This is a genomic window from Terribacillus saccharophilus, assembly GCF_046592595.1.
In the GTDB taxonomy this organism is placed as follows: domain Bacteria; phylum Bacillota; class Bacilli; order Bacillales; family Amphibacillaceae; genus Terribacillus; species Terribacillus saccharophilus_C.
This window is the reverse complement of record NZ_JAWVPF010000001.1, coordinates 111,264-130,778: the sequence shown is the minus strand read 5'-3', so window position 1 is coordinate 130,778 and position 19,515 is coordinate 111,264. Positions and strand designations below refer to the sequence as shown.

The 19,515-nt window shown below is 44.6% G+C and carries 19 protein-coding genes and 1 pseudogene; 14 read left to right on the top strand and 6 right to left on the bottom strand.

What is annotated here, in order from left to right:
- Positions 1-133: 133 nt before the first annotated feature.
- The 3 genes from SFC25_RS00560 (at position 134) to SFC25_RS00550 (ending at position 3,900) form a co-directional block, all read left to right on the top strand.
- Positions 134-1,171, top strand: a complete 1,038-nt coding sequence (locus SFC25_RS00560) for a polysaccharide pyruvyl transferase family protein (RefSeq protein ID WP_411213369.1) — start codon at positions 134-136, stop codon at positions 1,169-1,171.
- A gap of 158 nt (positions 1,172-1,329) precedes the next feature.
- On the top strand, positions 1,330-2,742 hold the full coding sequence (locus tag SFC25_RS00555; RefSeq protein WP_411213368.1) for a YfcC family protein: 1,413 nt from the start codon (positions 1,330-1,332) through the stop codon (positions 2,740-2,742).
- Positions 2,743-2,760: 18 nt separating this feature from the next.
- Positions 2,761-3,900: a M20 metallopeptidase family protein gene (locus SFC25_RS00550; protein WP_411213367.1), complete on the top strand. Its 1,140-nt coding sequence runs from the start codon at positions 2,761-2,763 to the stop codon at positions 3,898-3,900.
- 38 nt (positions 3,901-3,938) lie between these two features.
- Here SFC25_RS00550 and lacD read toward each other — a convergent pair whose 3' ends face one another.
- The 3 genes from lacD to pfkB are packed head-to-tail and all read right to left on the bottom strand — an operon-like array spanning position 3,939 to position 7,784.
- Positions 3,939-4,931, bottom strand: a complete 993-nt coding sequence (lacD, locus tag SFC25_RS00545; RefSeq protein ID WP_411213366.1) for a tagatose-bisphosphate aldolase — start codon at positions 4,929-4,931, stop codon at positions 3,939-3,941.
- Between the two features lie 14 nt (positions 4,932-4,945).
- A complete protein-coding gene (locus tag SFC25_RS00540; protein WP_411213365.1) occupies positions 4,946-6,856 on the bottom strand; it encodes a fructose-specific PTS transporter subunit EIIC in 1,911 nt (636 codons plus the stop codon).
- Entirely contained in the window at positions 6,846-7,784 is a 939-nt protein-coding gene (gene pfkB, locus SFC25_RS00535; protein ID WP_411213363.1) for a 1-phosphofructokinase, read from the bottom strand. The genes SFC25_RS00540 and pfkB overlap by 11 nt, the downstream gene beginning before the upstream one ends.
- Positions 7,785-7,906: 122 nt before the next feature.
- Here pfkB and SFC25_RS00530 point away from each other — a divergent pair, with 122 nt between their 5' ends.
- From SFC25_RS00530 to SFC25_RS00510, 5 genes are all read left to right on the top strand, one after another.
- Complete coding sequence (locus tag SFC25_RS00530) at positions 7,907-8,689, top strand: MurR/RpiR family transcriptional regulator (RefSeq protein WP_411213362.1); 783 nt, start codon at positions 7,907-7,909, stop codon at positions 8,687-8,689.
- Between the two features lie 21 nt (positions 8,690-8,710).
- On the top strand, positions 8,711-9,034 hold the full coding sequence (locus SFC25_RS00525; protein ID WP_411213360.1) for a pyrophosphohydrolase domain-containing protein: 324 nt from the start codon (positions 8,711-8,713) through the stop codon (positions 9,032-9,034).
- Positions 9,035-9,288: 254 nt separating this feature from the next.
- On the top strand, positions 9,289-9,441 hold the full coding sequence (locus SFC25_RS00520; protein ID WP_411213358.1) for a hypothetical protein: 153 nt from the start codon (positions 9,289-9,291) through the stop codon (positions 9,439-9,441).
- Positions 9,442-9,533: 92 nt separating this feature from the next.
- On the top strand, positions 9,534-9,854 hold the full coding sequence (locus tag SFC25_RS00515; protein ID WP_411213356.1) for a hypothetical protein: 321 nt from the start codon (positions 9,534-9,536) through the stop codon (positions 9,852-9,854).
- 121 nt (positions 9,855-9,975) lie between these two features.
- Positions 9,976-10,767 (top strand): SDR family NAD(P)-dependent oxidoreductase, encoded by a 792-nt coding sequence (locus SFC25_RS00510; RefSeq protein ID WP_411213355.1) that lies wholly within the window; start codon positions 9,976-9,978, stop codon positions 10,765-10,767.
- 225 nt (positions 10,768-10,992) lie between these two features.
- Here SFC25_RS00510 and SFC25_RS00505 read toward each other — a convergent pair.
- The 3 genes and pseudogenes from SFC25_RS00505 to SFC25_RS00495 all read right to left on the bottom strand — a co-directional run.
- Positions 10,993-11,148: pseudogene (locus tag SFC25_RS00505) on the bottom strand (NAD(P)/FAD-dependent oxidoreductase); the annotation flags it as partial.
- A gap of 49 nt (positions 11,149-11,197) precedes the next feature.
- Positions 11,198-11,638: an Rrf2 family transcriptional regulator gene (locus SFC25_RS00500; protein ID WP_411213754.1), complete on the bottom strand. Its 441-nt coding sequence runs from the start codon at positions 11,636-11,638 to the stop codon at positions 11,198-11,200.
- 106 nt (positions 11,639-11,744) lie between these two features.
- The gene (locus tag SFC25_RS00495) at positions 11,745-12,668 is read right to left on the bottom strand and encodes a LysR substrate-binding domain-containing protein (RefSeq protein WP_411213353.1); all 924 of its coding nucleotides are present in this window, start codon (positions 12,666-12,668) and stop codon (positions 11,745-11,747) included.
- Between the two features lie 126 nt (positions 12,669-12,794).
- Here SFC25_RS00495 and SFC25_RS00490 point away from each other — a divergent pair, with 126 nt between their 5' ends.
- The 6 genes from SFC25_RS00490 to SFC25_RS00465 all read left to right on the top strand — a co-directional run bounded on the left by SFC25_RS00490 (position 12,795) and on the right by SFC25_RS00465 (position 19,429).
- Positions 12,795-14,801 carry a YhgE/Pip family protein gene (locus tag SFC25_RS00490; protein WP_411213352.1) on the top strand — a complete coding sequence of 669 codons (2,007 nt, stop codon included), beginning with the start codon at positions 12,795-12,797 and terminating at the stop codon, positions 14,799-14,801.
- Between the two features lie 97 nt (positions 14,802-14,898).
- Positions 14,899-15,531, top strand: a complete 633-nt coding sequence (locus SFC25_RS00485) for a pentapeptide repeat-containing protein (RefSeq protein WP_411213351.1) — start codon at positions 14,899-14,901, stop codon at positions 15,529-15,531.
- A gap of 197 nt (positions 15,532-15,728) precedes the next feature.
- Positions 15,729-16,439: a FadR/GntR family transcriptional regulator gene (locus SFC25_RS00480; RefSeq protein ID WP_411213349.1), complete on the top strand. Its 711-nt coding sequence runs from the start codon at positions 15,729-15,731 to the stop codon at positions 16,437-16,439.
- A gap of 125 nt (positions 16,440-16,564) precedes the next feature.
- Positions 16,565-17,281, top strand: coding sequence for a (Fe-S)-binding protein (locus tag SFC25_RS00475; protein WP_411213347.1), 717 nt, complete (start codon positions 16,565-16,567; stop codon positions 17,279-17,281).
- Between the two features lie 13 nt (positions 17,282-17,294).
- Positions 17,295-18,725 (top strand): LutB/LldF family L-lactate oxidation iron-sulfur protein, encoded by a 1,431-nt coding sequence (locus tag SFC25_RS00470; RefSeq protein ID WP_411213346.1) that lies wholly within the window; start codon positions 17,295-17,297, stop codon positions 18,723-18,725.
- Positions 18,722-19,429, top strand: coding sequence for a LutC/YkgG family protein (locus SFC25_RS00465; RefSeq protein WP_411213345.1), 708 nt, complete (start codon positions 18,722-18,724; stop codon positions 19,427-19,429). Before SFC25_RS00470 ends, SFC25_RS00465 begins: the two co-directional genes overlap by 4 nt.
- Positions 19,430-19,515: the final 86 nt, after the last annotated feature.

The following is a 19,515-nucleotide window of genomic DNA, read 5'->3' as shown; positions in this document are numbered from 1 at the left end:
TAGAAAAAAGGTGCATCTAGAGATGGATCAATAGTTCATGGTAAAAATTGAGAGGCTGCTGAGGCATAAATTCTTTTGATTCGGGGTATGGAATAGTACGAATAAAAGAAGCATTGCTTAGGAGGCATTTCATATGACGATACAACCAATTGAGACGAATAATATTGCAAAAGGCATCGGGCCGAATGTTTCGCCGGAAGCCTTCACGAATGATAAACGCAAGGTATTTCTGTTCGGTTCTCCGAGCTATACCAATATCGGAGACCAGGCAATTGCCTACAGCATCGAGAAATTCATCCAAAGCCGGTTCCCTTATTACGAGTACATTGAAATAATGGATTATGCGACAGATGAAGGAATTGAGTTTGTTAAAGGTATCATCCATGAAGATGATATCGTCATGTTCACAGGCGGCGGAAACCTTGGCAGCCTGTACTTGGATATTGAGGAAGATCGCCGGAAGGTCTTCGCTGCTTTCAAGGATTATAAATCCATCTCTATGCCACAGTCCGTGTTCTTCGAAGATAATGAACATGGTGAGCAGGAGAAAAAGAAAACACAAGAAGCATATCATCAGAACAAGAACCTGGTTATTGCTGCCAGGGAATCACAGACATTGGACGTAGTAAGGAATACATTTGAGTCTGAAGTAATGTATACACCTGACATGGTGATGTCCCTTGACGTTGTTCCCCGTGAGCAGGAGCGGGAAGGGGTTATGTTCTTCCTTAGAGCGGATAAAGAAAAGGTGATGGAAGAGGACTTCGTTTCCGAACTGATGGAATGGACAAAGAAATTTGGATCTGTCGATCGCACAGATACGGTTCTGGATGAAAATATCGTCCCTGCCATTGATTATGCAGATCGTGAGAAGCATTTCATTGAAATGCTTGATCTAATCAGCTCCAAAAAATTGATCATCACCGACCGCTTGCATGCGATGATCTTCTCCATTATTACAAAAACACCATGTCTTGTATTCGGAAACAGCTATGGTAAAGCTAAGCATTCCTATCGTGACTGGCTCGACTCCATCAACTTTGTTGAATACACAGATTCCAAAGATGTGAAATTGCTTGAGAAAATGGTAGAGAAGTTGATGAAGGCAGAACCAAATGACATAGATCTGCGTAAAGACTTTAAACCTTTGATTGACTTCTTCCGCAGCTGACTTTAAAAGCTAGAATCTTAGGATTCTAGCTTTTTTATGGTTCATTTGCATAATAAATCTATAAAATTTATTAATATACGGTTGTATTATTATATGAATCGTTGTATATTTATTAAACAATATACAACGAAGGATCATCCTTGAAGGAGTACAACTAGATGAACAGCTTACAAGATTCGCAGCAGCAAGCTGCTGTCAAAAAGAAACCAAAACACTTTAATGTCTACGTCATGATCTTTGCATTCATCATCGTGGCAGCAATTTTGACATATATCATTCCAGGCGGAGCTTATGACCGTATGGATCAGGATGGCCGCAGTGTTATCCTGCCGGAAACATTCCACTACATCGATGGAGAAAATGTAGGCCTTCTAGGCATATTCAATAGCATTCATACTGGTATGGTAAATGGTGCCAACATTATCTTCTTCGTCCTGATTGTCGGCGGAGCGTTTGGAATCTTCACTGCTACTGGTGCACTTGATGCTTTTATTTATATGCTCTCCAGAAAGATGGCGAATAAAGAGAAGCTGCTAATCCCTGTATTGATGCTGTTCTTTGCAGCAGCAGGTGCACTAATGGGTATGTCAGATGAAACAATCGTGTATGTCGCGATTTTGGCCCCGATGGCTATAGCACTTGGATTTGATGCATTGACCGGATTTGCAATTGTTGTACTCGGAGCAGGTGTCGGATTTACGGCAGCAGTCATGAACCCATTCACAGTAGGAGTAGCTCAGGGAATCTCCGAGCTGCCGACTTTCTCCGGAATCGGCTTCCGGATCGTCCTTTTTGTTATTCTTTATCTGGCAGCCGTGTTCTATGTGATGCGTCATGCAAGTAAAGTGAAAAAGAACCCAGAGCTTGGCGTATACGGGAAGTTCAGCAGAAAAGCTGATACTTCCGCACTGCAGTCTCATAAAATGACAACACGTCATAAGCTTGTTCTATCGGCTTTCTTGATCAATTACGTTGTGCTGATCATTGGTGTATTAAAATATGGCTGGTATATAACTGAGATTGCTGGGTTATTCCTATTGTTCGGTGTCATCATGGGTATCCTTGGCGGCATTTCTTTCTCCGGTATTGCCGATAACTTCATCCTCGGAGCGAAGGACTTGCTTGGCGGTGCGCTGATCATCGGTTTCGCGCAAGCGATTCTAGTAATCTTCAATATTTCCGGCATGATGGACACACTTCTGCATTATGCTTCTGGTGCGCTTGGCGCTATACCAGCTGCATTGTCGGCAGTCGGCATGCTATTTTTGCAGATGGGCATCAATTTCTTTGTACCATCAGGAAGCGGACAAGCTGCATTGACAATGCCGCTGATGGCACCATTGGCTGATATGATCGGTGTTACAAGACAAACAGCTGTATTGGCATATCAATTCGGAGACGGTATCTCCAACACAATCTTGCCAACAGGCAATATCATCGCATTGCTTGCTATCGCAGGCATTGGCTATGGGAAATGGGTGAAGTGGTTCCTGCCATTCTTCCTTATTCAAATTGGCATAGCAATCATCGCGCTGATCATAGCTCAAATGATTCAATACGGACCGTTTTAATAGAAGGAGTAATGTAACATGGAATTAGAGAGATTAGTAGAACAGGCTATTCAGGATCGCCGGCATATTCATCAATACCCGGAGCTATCAGGGGAAGAGTACGAAACAGGCAAATACGTACGTAACAGACTGGAGAAGCTAGGCATTGAGATACTAGATTTTCAGCCGCCGAGCGTTGTCGGGTTTGTGAAAGGCACCAAAGGAGAGAAGACAATCGCGCTTCGTGCAGATATGGATGCACTGCCGATGGTAGAAGAAGGGGATAAACCTTACATCTCCAAGCATCATGGGGTAGCTCATACTTGCGGACATGATGGCCATACAGCTATCCTGCTTGCTGTAGCAGAGTGGATCACATTGCATAAGGAGGAAGTGAGGCCGAATATCGTGCTAATCTTCCAATCTTCTGAAGAGGCATCTCCGAGCGGTGCGGATAAGCTGATCAAGGAAGGTGTATTGAATGGAGTTGACAGCATTTACGGCATCCATGTTGATGCTGAATTGGAAAAGGGTCAATTTGGCACGCGTCCTGGAGCTATGATGGCATCCGTTGATGACTTCGAAATCAAGATCCAAGGCTCTGGCGGCCATGCTTCAACACCGCATTTGACAGTGGATCCGGTTTACATTTCGACACATGTGATCCAAGCATTGCAAAGTATCGTCAGCCGTAAGCTCAATCCGATGGACGCAAGTGTCATCTCTGTCGGAAAAATCGAAGCGGGCAACACATATAACGTCATTCCAGACTCAGCTAAAATCATCGGGACGATGCGCTCCTTCTCTGCAGAAGCAGTACAGACGATCCAAGAACAGATTGGCAAGCTGACAAAAGGGATTTGTGAATCATTTGGTGCTGCAGCCGAAGTTGATTTCATCATCGGTACACCGCCACTGATCAATGATGAAAAAGAAGCAGCCTTTGCAGAAGAACTGCTGCAAAAAACATTCGGTGCAGAACGCTACGAACAATTGGAGCCAGTCATGGGCTCAGAAGATTTCTCTTACTACTTGCAGGAAATTCCGGGGGTATTCGTCAAGGTCGGTATGCAAGGGGCGAAAAGCCAATATCCGCACCACCATCCGAAATTCGATATTGATGAAGATGTGTTTGGGGATGCGATCAAGGTATTTCAGCAGTTTATCTTAAATCAATAAGTAAGAGGAGCATATGGGATAGCCCATATGCTCCTTTTTTATGCTAGTATTTCAGCTTGTCTCCAGGATGTTGCTGTTTGTTTCAATACTTCATTTAACTCTTTTACATTAGTTCTGCCTTGCTGCTGCAGCCATTGTTTCCCTGCAGCTTCTCCGTCACGCCCAAAGATGGATACACTATCCTTCCAAGTTGCCCGGCCGCATAAGACACCATTAAAGCTGGAACCTGCTTCTTTTGCAAAACGTAATGTCTCTTGGAAAAGGGAGGCACTAACGCCTGCACTTAAGAAGATGAACGGCAAATCAGTTGCTTCGCTTTGCTCTTTGAAATAGCGCTGTGCTTCTTCACGGGAGTACACAGGTGTTTCTTCAGAGAATCCTTCTACATATTGCATGTTTACTGGTACTTCAACTTTCAGCACATCCACTTTATATTGAGGTTTGGAGAACTCTATCATCATATCATTTACTTTATGTGGTTTTACTTTGGCGTATTCTGATCCCTTTACATCATCATTGTCAGCGTCATAAGAGACGAGCTCCAAGAAGAAAAGAATATCCTCTGCCTGACATTCGGACCCGAGACGTTCCACAAAGATATGCTTCTTCTCATTAATGCTTGAATCCTCATCCACATCATAGTACAAAAGGAATTTCACCGCATCTGCTCCTTGAGCCTTGATTCGCTGAACAGACCAGTCATCGAGAATATCCGGCATGCGCCCAGGCTGTGTTGCATCGTAGCCGGTTTTTTCATAAGCAAGAAGCAATCCGGCATTTTTATCGCGTTTCTGTGCTGCGGGCAAACCATACTCAGGATCAAGCAAGATAGAGGTTGCATATGGAGTAAGTTCCTCAGAAATCAGTTCTTTAAAAGATACGATTGTATCGTCTCCCTGATTTGTTGTGCTTTCCTGCTGCAGCATCTTTTTCAAGGAGCCTCGCTGATCAATAGCGAGGGCTCCGATGATACCATTTTCGTCTGATAGTCTTTCAAGTGCTTCTCGTTTAGCGGGTGTTAGATGTAACATCTTAGCAGCTCCTTTTAAGCAGATAGTTTAGTAGAGAACAGGGCAAGAATATCTTCCGGGTCAACTGCGTGATGCAGTTGATCGATCGTTTCCTGATGTACGAGCATTTTAGATACCTCTGACAAGTAATACAGATGGTTGGAGGCTGTACCTGTTGGGATGAGCATGGCAATTACGATTCGTATTGGCTTACCATCTAATGCTTTCCATTCGACGCCGTCGGCCAGTTTGAAGATGATGATTGCTGGTTTCAGAACTTCGCTGCGCTCGGTATGAGGAATGGCGATACCTTGTTCCATACCGGTTGTACTTTCTTTTTCTCTCTGGAGAAAACCATCCACAATAGCACTCGGATCTGTAATGATGCCATGCTGCTTCGCTGTGGCAGCAATTTGCTGGAAGACTTCTTTCTGCGTAGCTGCTTGCACATCTACCTTGATTGTGTCGATGGACATTATCTGACTGACATCTTGTACTGGTGTAGCTGTGTTGTCTGTCACAGCTGCAGTCTCTGCAATAGGTGTTTCCTTTGCCTTGTTTTTAGCAGCTGTTCGCTTTTGATCCATCCCGATCAAGAAGCCGCTTACAACTGCACCAGCTAGGATCGCCAGAACCCAAAGGAAAGGATGTGTAACGATTGGCAGCACGATAAAACCGCCGTGTGGAGCTGGCACCTGTACTTTGAATAGATAAGTCAGAATTGCTGCAATAGAGGAACCGATCATTAGAAACGGAATGACCTTCAGCGGCTTCTTCGCTGCAAATGGTATGGCTCCTTCGGTGATATGTGTTGAGCCGAGCAGGAAGTTGACCAGACCTGCACTGCGTTCACTTGTGCTGTAAGCTTTACCGGCAAATAGTGTTGCGAAGCCAGTGGCAATCGGAGGTACGATACAAGCAGCTGATACGCCGGCCATGAAGAAATAGTTTCCATCTGACAGCAGTGCGGTTCCTGTTACATAAGCTGCTTTGTTGACAGGACCGCCCATATCGAATGCGCACATAATTCCTACAACAAGTCCTAATACAATTGGATTGGAGTTCTGGAAGCTTGCTAGGAAATCCATCATTGCTTGGTTGATCCAGCCCATCGGAGCTGAAATGAACCACATGGCAAAGCCGGCGATGAAAATACCGAAGACTGGGAATAAGAAAATTGATTTCAAGCCGTCAAGCTGTTTTGGAAGAGCTTTGAACAAGTATCCAAGTCCGAGAATGATATAACCGGTCATAAAACCGCCGATTATACCGCCCAAGAAACCAGTACCATTGGTGAAAGCGACCATCCCGACGATGAAACCGATAATGAGACCGGGCCGTTTGGCTATCGATTCTGCAATATAAGCACATAGCACAGGTACCATCAGATTCATGGCGATACCGCCAATGGTGTTCATATAATAAGCGAACTCGTTGTACTGCGAACTTTCCGGATCGGCAGAGTGGATACCGAACATGAGCGAGATGGCAATCATGACACCGCCCGCAACGACTATTGGCAGCATATGAGAGACACCGTTCATGAGCGATACGTAAATACTGCGCAGGATGGAATCCTTTTGATGCGGTTCGGAACCTCCAGCAGAAGCAGCGCGCTGTCCATCTTTATAGATAGGTGCTGTTTGATTGATGATGCTATCGAGCAGTTTATCTGGCTCTTTGATTCCTTTGCTGACAGCCACATTCACCATTCGCTTGCCGATAAAACGATCGCGATTTACATCTTTGTCGGCAGCGATGATGACACCATCAGCTGCATCGATTTCGGCTTGTGTCAGTGCATCTTGTATACCATCCTGTCCATGTGTTTCCACCTTTATGGAGATGCCGCGTTTTCGTGCAGCTTCTTCCAATGCTTCTTTTGCCATAAAGGTATGGGCAATACCGGTAGGACAGCCGGTTGCAGCAATAATTTTATACGTCATGCTTTACACCCCATTTTCTGGTTAGTTGAATTTGACCTGCCAAGCCAGGAATATCACTAAGGTCAGACAAACCCGATGTGAAAGCTGTGGAAGAACCCGCAGCTGTTGCAAAAATCAAAGCTTCTTCTTCCGAATCCCCAAGCATTAATCTGCCTGCAAAAGCAGCCAGCATCGTATCTCCAGCACAAGCAGTGTTCACTATCTTGCCGGAAGGAGCATTTACAGCCAGTTCCTGCTTCCTGTCGCAGTACAATGCCCCCCGGGAACCACAGGATAATAAGACACGCTGTGCACCTCGCTCCAGCAGCTGTTCGGCTGCTGTTTGCAGTTCTGACTGGTCCGTATGATCGGAAAGATGGAACCAATTTGCTATTTCTTCATCATTCGGCTTAATGAGATAAGGCTCATAAGCGAGACAATCCAGTAAAACAGGAGAGCTGATATCGAGTACAAGTTTGACTCCTTGCTGATGAGCAATTTTTGCGATCTCGATATGGATTTGATCATCTATGCCGCGAGGAAGACTACCTGAGACAAAGAGCCAATCACCATTTTTTAAGTCTCTTACTTGTCCGAGCAGCAGCTCTTGTGCCTGCTGTGAAATGACTGGTCCTCTGTTTACTGCTTTGTATTCCAAGCTGTCTGCACGAATAAAAGTATTGATACGAGTAATGCCATCCACTTTTATGAATGCGGTTTCAATTCCGGCAGCTTCAAGCTCGTTTTCAATGAAATCCCCGGTAAAACCGCCTAGGAATCCGGTCGCCATATTGGAAATTCCTAACTTCTTCAACATAAATGAGATATTGATGGCTTTTCCATTCGGCTGATATTCTTCAAATATGCTTCTATTTACGACGAAAGGATCAAAAGAGGCAAACTCAGAAAAAAGATCGATCGCTGGATTCATCGTACATGTATAAATCATCCGCATCACTGCCTATCTGTGTTTTTCTTACAACATCATTATGGCATGACTCATGATGTAAATGTTTTCAACATTCGCTTATTTCGGTACAATATTAGTAAACGTTTACATGGGGGAACATCATGAACGGAACCTTTCTGACACGGATCAGTCAATATACAGAGAAAATGAGTGAAGCGGAAATGTATTTAATCCGCTATATCCGAGAAAATCTCAATACAATTCCCAAATTGTCTATCGTGCGGTTGAGTGAAGAAGCGAATGTGTCTACAGCGACCATTGTCCGTACGATGAAAAAGCTTGGCTATAACGGGTTTACGGATTTTAAGATTCGGCTGAAGGATGAGAATGATCAGAACCCAAACTTTACAATCATTGAGCAAGTGGACGAAGAAATAAAAGATGCCATCTTAAAGAATGAACAAGAGGTTATGCGAACAATCGAAATGCTGAATAGCGGATTAATAGAAGACACCGTACAAAAAATTCGCCACAGCAAACGCGTTATTTTATTTGCACGGGGTTTTTCGGAGCTGATTGCAAAGGAAATGGAAGTGAAGCTGCAGCTGCTGAATAAATATGCGGAGCTGCATGATGATCCAAATATCATTCGTACAAAAAGTAAGAGACTGGAGGAAGGGGATCTAGTCATATTTGTTTCGCTGAACGGGTATACCGAAGAACTAGTAGACGCAGCAAATAACTGTCACCTAAATGATACAAGTATGATCGCCTTGACTTGTAACAAAACCAGCCCGCTCGCATCCCTGGCTGAATTAACATTAACCGGCTATAAGTCAGAAACATCCTATTTTCCGGATTACGAGGTGAGATCGAGACTTCCGCTTCAGGTTATATCGAGAATACTGCTGGATGCTTATGCCATACGTGCAGGAAAGTCTTAACTTACGGAAGGAGAGAGGTTTGTGCCAACTTACAACAAGCTTGTACGAAATCAGATTCCAGCCATTATTCAGCAAGCAGGGAAATTGCCTAAGACTACAGTTCTTGATCAAGTAAGATATGTGGAAGAATTAAAGGTAAAGCTGTTAGAGGAAGCTAATGAATTATGTAAAGCAGACGAACAAAATGAAGTAGTAGAAGAAGCTGCTGATTTATTGGAAGTGTTGTATGCTCTGCTCGATGCAAAGGGCATAACATTGGAAGATATTGAACATGTGCGCCGGCAAAAGAAAAAAGAACGCGGCGGTTTTGAGGAAAGGATCTTTCTGAAGGAAGTGAATAAATAGCCTTTAATACAGCAGTTCAAAATGGGCTTGGACAAAGTGTTTTGACCAAACGAAAATCCGAACTACGCAAATTTGTCAGTGAATTTGCTTAAGTTCGGATTTTTACTTGAATTGCGAGTAAGAATCCCGCTCCAGCAACATAAGCAACAATATTGAAGCTGTCCCGAATGTTGTAATAATCTGCATAGCTAAAAGAGGCATCTTGTTTTTTAACAATTGTTTTACGTTTCCCGTGCAAAGGAGTAAGCAAATCGGTGAGAACTATTCTGTTTGTTTTCAAAGTCGGGCGGACTATCGTCGGCAGATGTGGCTGTCTGATTATGGCTGCAGCCGATAAGGAGCAGGAGTATAAGAATAATGATAGCGTAATGTCTGTTCATATGATCGAGCCTTCGGTTATGTGGTGAATAGTATAGAAAAGTCTTGCTGTTGAAATATGAAAATATTAATATAGTAAAAGTGTGCAATTATTACATAATTAGGTATTGGAGAGATTGAATTGAAAAAGACATTGTTAAGCATGCTTCTTTTGTTGGTCATCGTACTAGCAGCATGTGGAAAGCCGAATTTAGAAGGAACTTGGAAGGGCGAGGATGAATATGGAATTGCTACAACCATCACATTTCATGATGATGGTACAGCAATTATGAAAGATGAATTAATGGAAGATGAAATTGAGTACAGCTTGAATGAAGAGGCTGACGAACTTACGCTCACGTATGAGGGAGTAGACGCGAAAGTTGGCTTTGAGCAAAAGAGCAAGGATGAAATAGTATTAACAAATGATAGTGATGAAACAATCACACTTACAAAGCAATAAGTAAGAGGTAGCTGACCGGTAATATTGGTCAGCTTTTCTTATTTCTATAAGCATATCGGAACCAACACATGGAGATGACTTGTATAATAATCAGCAGGAAAAGTCAGAGAGGAAGTTACATATGGATTTACAACTTCAAGAAAAATTAGTCGTGGTTACAGGTTCCACAGGCGGCATCGGTAAAGGTATTGCGAAATCATTTTTAAGAGAAGGGGCAACTGTAATCATCAATGGACGGAATGAGGAACGTGTCCGATTAGCTGCGGACGAGCTTTCGGCGTTTGGCAAGGTGCATGGTATTGCGGCCGATCTTTCCGACGGGGAGCAAGCAGATATTTTTATCCGTAAGGTGAAAGAATACGGAACAGTCGATGTTCTGGTCAATAACATGGGTATCTTTGAAGTGATGGATTTTGCCAAGGTTTCAGATGAAGAGTGGATGCACTATTTCAATATGAACGTCCTTAGTGTCATCCGGTTATCTCGTGCATTCCTGCCAGACATGCTGAAACGAAATAGTGGGCGAATTATAACGATTTCCAGTGAAGCGGGCGTGAAGCCACTACCGCATATGATTCCGTACTCTGTTTCCAAATCAGCGCTTATAAGCCTTTCCCGCGGAATGGCGGAGCTGACAAAGGGTAAGAATGTGACTGTGAATAGCGTGCTTCCTGGACCTACATGGACAGAAGGGGTAGAAAGCTATATGAAGGGCGCAGCAGAAGCTGCGAAGCAGGAACTAGATAGCTTCACTGCCGACTATTTCAAAGATAGTGAACCTACTTCATTGATTCAGCGCTATGCATCAGTAGAGGAAGTTGCTGATACTGTTGTATTCCTGGCATCCAAGCAAGCATCTGCAATCAATGGTACCGCTCAGCGCGTAGAGGGAGGAATCATCCGTGCGTTATAAAAAAGAAGGACTCAAGCTCGAGTGAGCTTGAGTCCTTCTTTTTTAGGTTTTGCTCCATCCAAGCACTGACATTTTCCGGCAGATCAATCTGATAGGATGGTTAGCCTTTTTTCAGGCAGACCATGATTGGATCCAGGATACTAATCAGTTTCGTTGTTTATTCCAGCGCTAAAGTGCCGTGTACATTTTATTCGTTTGGCTCAACGGACGGCGGAAATCCTTCTATATGCCATCCCTTGTAAGGAACCCATGGGATTCCTGTGTTACTGCATTTCTTGGTTTTCCATTATCAAAGAGTACGATATTTCTCCTGGCTCTTCCTAATAAAAGTGCTGCATTCAAGCCAGCAGGTCCACGGCCGGTAATAGCGCAATCCAATATTTTAAAGGTATTAAGGATTATTTATATCTACAGTTGGTGTAAAAAAAAATCAACCTGCTTCAGATTGAAGATAATCTGAAACGTGTTGGTCGATTTTTTGCAATACTAGCGCTATCGTTTGGGATTGCAAATGTTCTTCCATCTTCTTCTCAGCGTCGTTCATTGTCTGCTGGATAAAGCAGTTTTCCCTGTCATGGACATGATTATCCAAGCTGCAGTGGAATAATGGGTTCAAGCCTTCTACAGCTTGAATGACATCCAGGAAGGTGATGTCCTCGACATCCTTCAGCAATCTGTAGCCGCCTTTTACTCCAGGTGCAGAGACAATCAGACCAGCTTTGACAAGGGTGGTCAATACTTTGGAAAGATAGGTAGGAGATACTTTCTGTATCTCGGCCAGTGGTTTGACGCCAATAGCCTTTCCCGAAGGAAGCAATCCCAGATAAGCGATAGTATGGAGTGCATAGTTAGTGGCTTTGGTGTATTTCATCATCCCACACTCCTAATTATAGATTCAATGAGTCCATAATAGACGTTAATGATTCAATAGTCAATTGCAAGAACTAAATTAGATTATCTTTGCTTTGAATTCTTTCTCAAGATTCACTGCTTAGAAGAGCTGCAGTTTTTCGCAGTTCTTTCTCAAGGGTTTTGAAATAATCGGATAAGAAATCCTGAAATCTTTGTGCAACTGGGCTAAGATACCTTCTAGTGGACCAAGCCAAGCCGATTGTCCTTTCACAGATAGGATCCTGCAGACGAATGACAGGTAAGCGGGCGGTTTTATTTCCGATTAATGAAACAGAAGGAATAAAGGCTATACCGAGGCCCTTGTCCACTAGTTCTCCGATGACACCAGGTTCGTCTCCTTCAAAGGCGATATGAGGCTGGAAACCGGCTAGCTGACAATAGCTGTCGGTTAAATTGCGAATGCCATAGCCTTCATTCATGCTGACGAAGGCTTCATTACGTAGCTCGTGTAGTGAAATATGGCTCTTGGTCTCAAGCCAGTGACCAGGAGGAGCAATCAGCAAAATCTCCTCTGTCATGAGCGGCTGCCATTCAATATCCTCAGCCTGAATCGGAACGGAGGAGATGCAGAAATCAAGCTCACCGCTTCGCAGCTTTTCTGTCATTATTGGCACGGATTGTACGTATTGCTTGAAGTGAACCTGAGGGTCTTCGTTTAAAAAGCTGCTGATCAAATCAGGCAATACCCGGGGGATAGTGACAGAAAGACCAATCGTATGATTGGCTTTTTGATTGGAATCACTCAGTTCCCGCCGTGCTTCCTGCAGCTCATGAAGGGCGGCATTAACACGACGGAGGAAGATCCTGCCGTTGTCATTTAACTTAATTTGCCTATTATATCGCTCAAAAAGCTTAACTCCTAAATCCTCCTCCAAACGGCTGATTGCTTTGCTGAGTGAAGGCTGAGCGATATTCAATGCTTCTGCAGCGTGCGTCATATGCTCTAGTTCAGCAACTTTCTTAAAATAGTGCAGCTGTAATAATTCCACTAAAACCCTTCTTTCAGATAGTCTAAAAGCTATTATTTATAATGATATATATATTATACATTATACAGCTTAGCAGTTATGCTAATTAGATGCTCAATATTTCACAAAGGTAAAGGTGAGGAAATTATGAAAGGATTAAAATTAGGTTTTTTTGATATAAAGCGGATGTTTCAGCATAAGCACGGGCGAATTGCACTTATATTCTTGCTGATCATTCCCGTGATTTACGCTTCGTTGTTCCTAGGCGGCTACTGGGATCCATATGGCCATATCGAAGATTTACCTGTGGCAGTGGTCAATCAGGATGAGGGTGCCAGCATGGATGGGGAAGAAATGCATGCAGGTGATGATTTTATGAAGGAATTGAAGAAAAGCAAGGCGCTGGACTTTGATTTCGTATCAGACGAAAAGGCAGAAGATGGATTGGATGATGGCAAGTACTATATGAAAGTGACCATCCCGAAAGATTTTTCTAAGAAAGTGACAACCCTGATGGAAGACAAGCCAGAGCAGGCGGAGCTTACGTATGAAGTCAATCCAGGGAAAAACTTTGTCGCTGCACAAATCAGTTCTTCTGCAATGGAAGAAATGAAAACAAAATTGGCTAGCAGCATTACGAAATCATATGCAGACAGTGTGTTTACAAGCTTCCATGAAGTAGCAGACGGGTTACAGGATGCTGGTGATGGAGCTGGTGACCTTCATAAAGGGATTACAGATGAACAGAGCGGTATGAAAGATTTGCAAACAGGAATCGCTGATTTGAACAGTGGTGCTTCAGATTTAGCAGATGGCGCAAATCAACTGTCTGGTGCTGAAGGTAAACTTTCCGACGGCATCGCCAGCCTGCACACAGGTGCATCTGATCTAGCGAGCGGTTTAGGTCAATTGGATGATGGAGCATCTACTCTTCAGACGAATACTGAAAAAGTTGCTGATGGCTTATCTGATTGGAAAGAGCAAAGTGATAAGCTTTCGGATAGCCAGGATACGTTCACGTCTGGATCTGAGGACTTGAGCAAACTGGTGGCATCGTATATGGAAGAACATCCAGAGCTTAAGGATGATAAGACATTCCAGCAAATAGCAGCAGCATCTGATCAGCTGGCAGATTCCTCTGCCAAATTAGCAGACGGTCAGCAGCAGCTCGGTGAAGGAGCTGATAAGCTTTCTGCAAGTGAGCAGAAATTAGCGGATGGTATGGATACATTCAGTGAAAAACTCGGTTCAGCTGTCAGCGGAGCAGATAAGTTAGCTAGTGGTGCCAACGACTTGAATAGCGGCTTTGACGAATATACAAAAGGCTTCGGTTCCTTGCAGAGTGGCGCAGTACAGCTAGCTTCTGGTACTGGTGAACTTTCGGATGGAGCAGCACAGCTTGACGATGGTATGAGTAAGCTGTCCGATGGATCCGATGAGCTTGCCACCAGCCTGCAGGATGCGGCAGATAAAACAAGCAACATTCAGTCTAGCGATGCGTTGACTACTATGTTCTCCGACCCGGTCAAGCTTACTGAAAAACAGTTGTCAGATGTACCGAACTATGGTGTCGGCATTGCGCCGTACTTCTTGTCACTTGCTTTGTTTGTTGGTGGTTTGATGGCAGCCAACATCCTCCCGCTTGGAAGAAGACAGGATATGCAAGTATCCGGTACAGTACAATTCTTCAGTAAACTGACACTGGTTTATGTGGTCGCAATTGTACAAGCGGTTATACTTGATCTGATCTTCTTGTTCGGGTTCCAAGTAGATGTGAAGAGTGTTCCGTTGTTCTTCTTGTCTAGTATCATCGTGTCCATGACAGTTATGACGATCATCCTTACACTTGTAACGTTATTCGGCAACCTGGGTAAACTGCTCGCCATTGTGCTGCTGGTTCTGCAGCTTGCAACCTGTGGCGGAACGTTCCCGAGTGAACTGACTGTGTCTGCATTGGCATCTGTTGGTCAATACTTGCCGATGGCTCATTCCTTGCATAGCCTGCAGGAAGCAATCACGCTCGGTGACTGGTCTGTACTAGGCCACCAGCTTGTAGATCTATTTATTTATCTTGTTGTTGTCGGTGTCATTGGATGGGTTGTATCTCATCTGCAGCACAGACCGAAAAAAGAGAATCAGCTGGAAGCAGCATGATAAGGAGCTCGCCTTAATGGCGGGCTCTTTTCTATTGACACCGTATGATAGACTGTAAACAACAAATAGAGAGATTTCATAGTAAAGGATAGAGATCATGCAGATTGATAAACCAAAATTAGCGACAGAATTGCCTGAGAAAAGGATGCACGATATCTTCTTTGAGGAAGAACCAGAATTGGAAATGTGTCAGGTACAGCAAGCAGATTTTGCGAATGAGTCAGTGTACAGGCTGCGATTGTCAAAGGTAGTGGTGCGCAATAGTCGTTTCAATAATACAGACTTCACCGGTATGGACCTGCTGGATGTGCGGTTCGAGAATTGCGATTTTTCCAATGTGAAAATGGGTAAGTCCTCCATCCACCGGGTGGAATTCCACGGCTGTAAGATGCTTGGAGCCGATATGACCGAATCTAGTCTTGGAAATGTTTCTTTCCGTGATTCATTGGTTAATTTAGTATCGTTCGGCCAATCCAAAATGGAGAAAGTAATATTTTCCTCCTGCGGATTGCAAGGAGCGGACTTCTATGCTAACCGAATGAAAAAGGTGGAGTTTACGGATTGTGATCTGAATGAAGTGAATTTTGAACAGACATCGCTCAAAGGGATTGATCTCAGCACAAGTAATTTTCAGCAGCTGACCGTGTCTATAGAGAATCTGAAAGGCTGTATTGTTTCGCCTCACCAAGCGATTCAGTTAGCATCCTTGATAGGTCTAGTGGTTAAGTAAAAAGCTTCCCGGGTGGGAAGCTTTTTTAATCTTTTAATGATAAAGGATGTTTGTTACTGTCATTTTTTGTTTTAGTTAATGGTTCTTCCAAAGTAGAGGGGAATTTTGGTTAATGGACTGTTTTCATTATGCCCTTTTAAAAACGAAGTGAAATTTTGGAAAGTTTCCGTTTATAATGGGAGAGAGGTGACAACCCAATGAAATACAAACAAATCAAACCCAAAAAGATATATGAACAAGTGGCAGATGAACTGCTTGCTTTGATAAAGAATGGCGACCTGAAGCCTGGCGCAAAACTCGAGAGTGTAACGCAGTTGGCCGAGAATTTCAACGTGGGCCGCTCAGCGATACGGGAAGCTTTAGCCACACTGCGTGCGATGGGGCTAATAGAAATGAAGCAGGGTGAGGGTACTTATGTGAAGGCGTTTGAGGCGGAGGAAATCGTATATCCGCTTCAGCATGCGCTGCTAATGAGTGCGGAAGATCGGACAGAGCTAATGGAGGTCCGTTATATATTGGAAACTGGTATAGCGGCATCTGCAGCTCTGAACCGTTCTGATGACGATTTGGAAGAAATGGAAAAGGCCCTCCAAGAGATGGTGGCATATACTGGGGATCCGGAAAATGGGGAGAAAGCCGACCTTGCTTTTCACATGCTTATTGCCCGTGCAGCGAACAATAAACTGCTTCTGCGTCTCATGCACCATGTATCGGATTTAACAGGGGAATCCATGCGTGAAACAAGGCAGATATGTTTATTTGGTGAAAATGCTGCTCCGGAGGAATTGAACAAGCAGCATGAAGCCATTTTGGATGCAATTCGCGCGAAACAGCCAGAGCAAGCAAGGCTTGCCATGGTGGCACACTTGGAATATGTAGAAGGAGTACTGCGTAATTATATGGAATAGGACGAGCCGCCGACTAGGGCCGGCTTTTTCTGTATATGCAGGAGTTGGAAAGTGTAAGCGCTTGTAGTATGATAAGAGCAGACATTAAACAGGTCATCTGATGACCATATCTATGGGGTGACGGAATGAAGGTTACACTATTTGCAACGTGTATTGTGGATATGTTCCAGTCTGATGTTGGGATAGCGACAGTTGAAGTGCTGGAAAGGCTCGGCTGTAAGATTGTGTTTCCAGCGGGACAGGTATGCTGCGGGCAGCCGGCTTATAATTCCGGGTATGTGGAAGATGCCAAGAAGGCGATGAAGAAAATGATAGCGACGTTTGAGGATGCCGAAGTTATTGTCACACCGTCGGGATCCTGTGCCACGATGTTCAAGGATTATCAGCATGTTTTCCAGGATGATCCGGATTGGCATCCGCGTGCAGAACGTCTGGCAGAAAAGACGTATGAGCTTACGGAATTTATTGTGGATGTACTGGGGATAGAAGATGTAGGGGCGAAGCTGGAAGGAATTGCGACATATCATCCGTCCTGCCATATGACACGTCTTCTTGGCGTGAAGGATGCACCGATGAAGCTGCTATCGCATGTAAAGGGCCTGGAAATGCAACCGCTTCCCAATGCGCAGAATTGCTGTGGGTTCGGCGGTACTTTTTCCGTGAAGATGGGTAATATCTCGGAGCAGATGGTGGATGAAAAAGTAGACTCGGTAACCGAAACGAAAGCTAGCTATCTGATTGGTGCAGATGGCGGCTGTTTGATGAATATCGGGGGGAGGATGCAGCGCCGCGGCAAGCCAGTCAAAGTGATGCATATTGCGGAAGTACTAAACAGTCGGTAAGGGGGAGAAAGGCATGGCGATGAAGATCGGGAATGAGAAATTCAAGGATAATGTGAACAAGCAGATGGAAGACACGTTTATGCGCGGTGCAGTTGCCGGAGCTCAGGAACGTCTTCGGACAAGAAGGCTTGATGCGGCTGAAGAGCTTGGCAACTGGGAAGAATGGCGGTCTCACGGGGAAGAGATACGTCAGCATACACTGGATCATCTTGATTACTATTTACAGGAGCTTTCCGAGAACCTGCAAAAACGCGGCGGGCATGTATTCTTTGCGGCTACTGCAGAAGAAGCGAATGGCTATGTGAAAGGTATAGTAAAAGAAAAACGAGCTAAAAAGATCTTGAAAGCCAAATCAATGGTCACAGAAGAAATTGGATTAAATAGTGTACTGGAACAAGAAGGCTGCGATGTCATTGAAACCGATCTTGGAGAGTATATCCTGCAGCTGGACGACCATGATCCGCCTTCGCATATCGTGACGCCGGCTCTTCATAAAAACAAAGAGCAAATCAAGGATGTATTTACGGAGAAGCTGGATTATACGCTTACTTCCAAACCGGAAGAACTCGCACTCCATGCCAGGGAGAAACTGCGCCAGGAATTCCTGCAGGCAGATATCGGCATCACAGGATGTAATTTTGCCATTGCGGAATCCGGATCTGTCGGCCTGGTCACCAATGAAGGAAACGCAGGGATGGTTTCTGATTTACCCGACACACAGATTTGTGTGATGGGGATGGAGCGAATCGTACCTACATTTGAAGAGTTCGAAGTATTGGTTGGTCTGCTGACAAGAAGTGCCGTCGGTCAGAAGCTGACGAGCTATATTACGGCATTGACTGGTCCGCGATCACCAGAAGAAGCTGATGGTCCATCAGAGTTTCATCTTGTCATTGTGGATAACGGACGTTCCGGAATTCTCGGAACCGAATTCCAATCTGTACTCCAGTGCATTCGCTGTGCAGCATGCATCAATGTTTGTCCGGTTTACCGCCACATCGGCGGCCATTCCTACAACTCCATCTATCCAGGGCCGATCGGGGCAGTACTGACCCCGTTGCTAGGGGGATATGATGATTTCAAGGAACTGCCGTATGCATCGACGCTCTGTGCAGCCTGCACGGATGCCTGTCCGGTGAAAATTCCATTGCACCAGCTTCTGCATCGGCATCGACAAGTAATCGTTGAGCGGGAAGGACGTGCGCCGATTTCTGAGAAGATGGCTATGAAGGCATTCGGTATCGGGGCTTCCTCCAACCCGCTTTACGCAGCAGGGTCTAAAATGGCGAGTTCAGTCATGAAGCCTTTTACGAAGGATGAGACGATTTCAAAAGGTCCTGGTCCGCTGAAGGCATGGACCGAAATACGGGATTTTCCTGCTCCGAACAAAGAACGGTTCCGTGATTGGTTCAAGCAGCATGAGAAGGAGCGTGGACAGGGATGATACAAAATCGGGAAAGATTCCTCGCCAATGTTGCCAGCCGCCTCAGCCGCACAGAAGTACTGACGGAAAGACCTGTACGCAATTGGAATTACCGACCGCAGGATAAGACATTGACCGATAAAACACAGGATGAGCTTGTAGATATACTCCGCGATCAATGCCGGCTGATCCATACCGAACTGATAGAGACTGATTCGTCTAAGCTGCCGAATGTGCTGGAAGAAACAGTAGCTGCTTATGGCGGCGGCCCGCTGGCTATTTGGCAGGATCATCGGTACGATGCATTCGGTTTAAGAAAACAGCTCCATAAGTGGCCGGCACAGGGAATCGACGTACATGAATGGGATCCTTCCATTGGTCATGACAACATCGGAATTGTGGAACAGGCCAATATTGGTATTACATTCAGTGATATCACTCTTGCTGAATCAGGGACAGTCGTACTTTTCTCTGGAGAAGGGAAAGGCCGAACGGTGAGTCTGCTGCCGCAAAACTATATTGCTCTTGTGCCGAAAAGCACGATTGTTCCACGGATGACACAGGCTGCCCAGCGTATCTCAAAGCAAGTACAGGAAGGGAATGCTATCGCATCCTGTATTAACTTTATTACAGGACCGAGCAACTCGGCAGATATTGAGATGAACCTTGTTGTCGGGGTACATGGACCTGTGAAGGCAGCTTACATCGTGATTGAAGATAAATAAAAAAGACCCAGTTAAGATAGTGCTGGGTCTTTTCTTTATTCTGCTTAATTAGTAACTAACCCCTTTAAAAGTATATATTTTCAAAA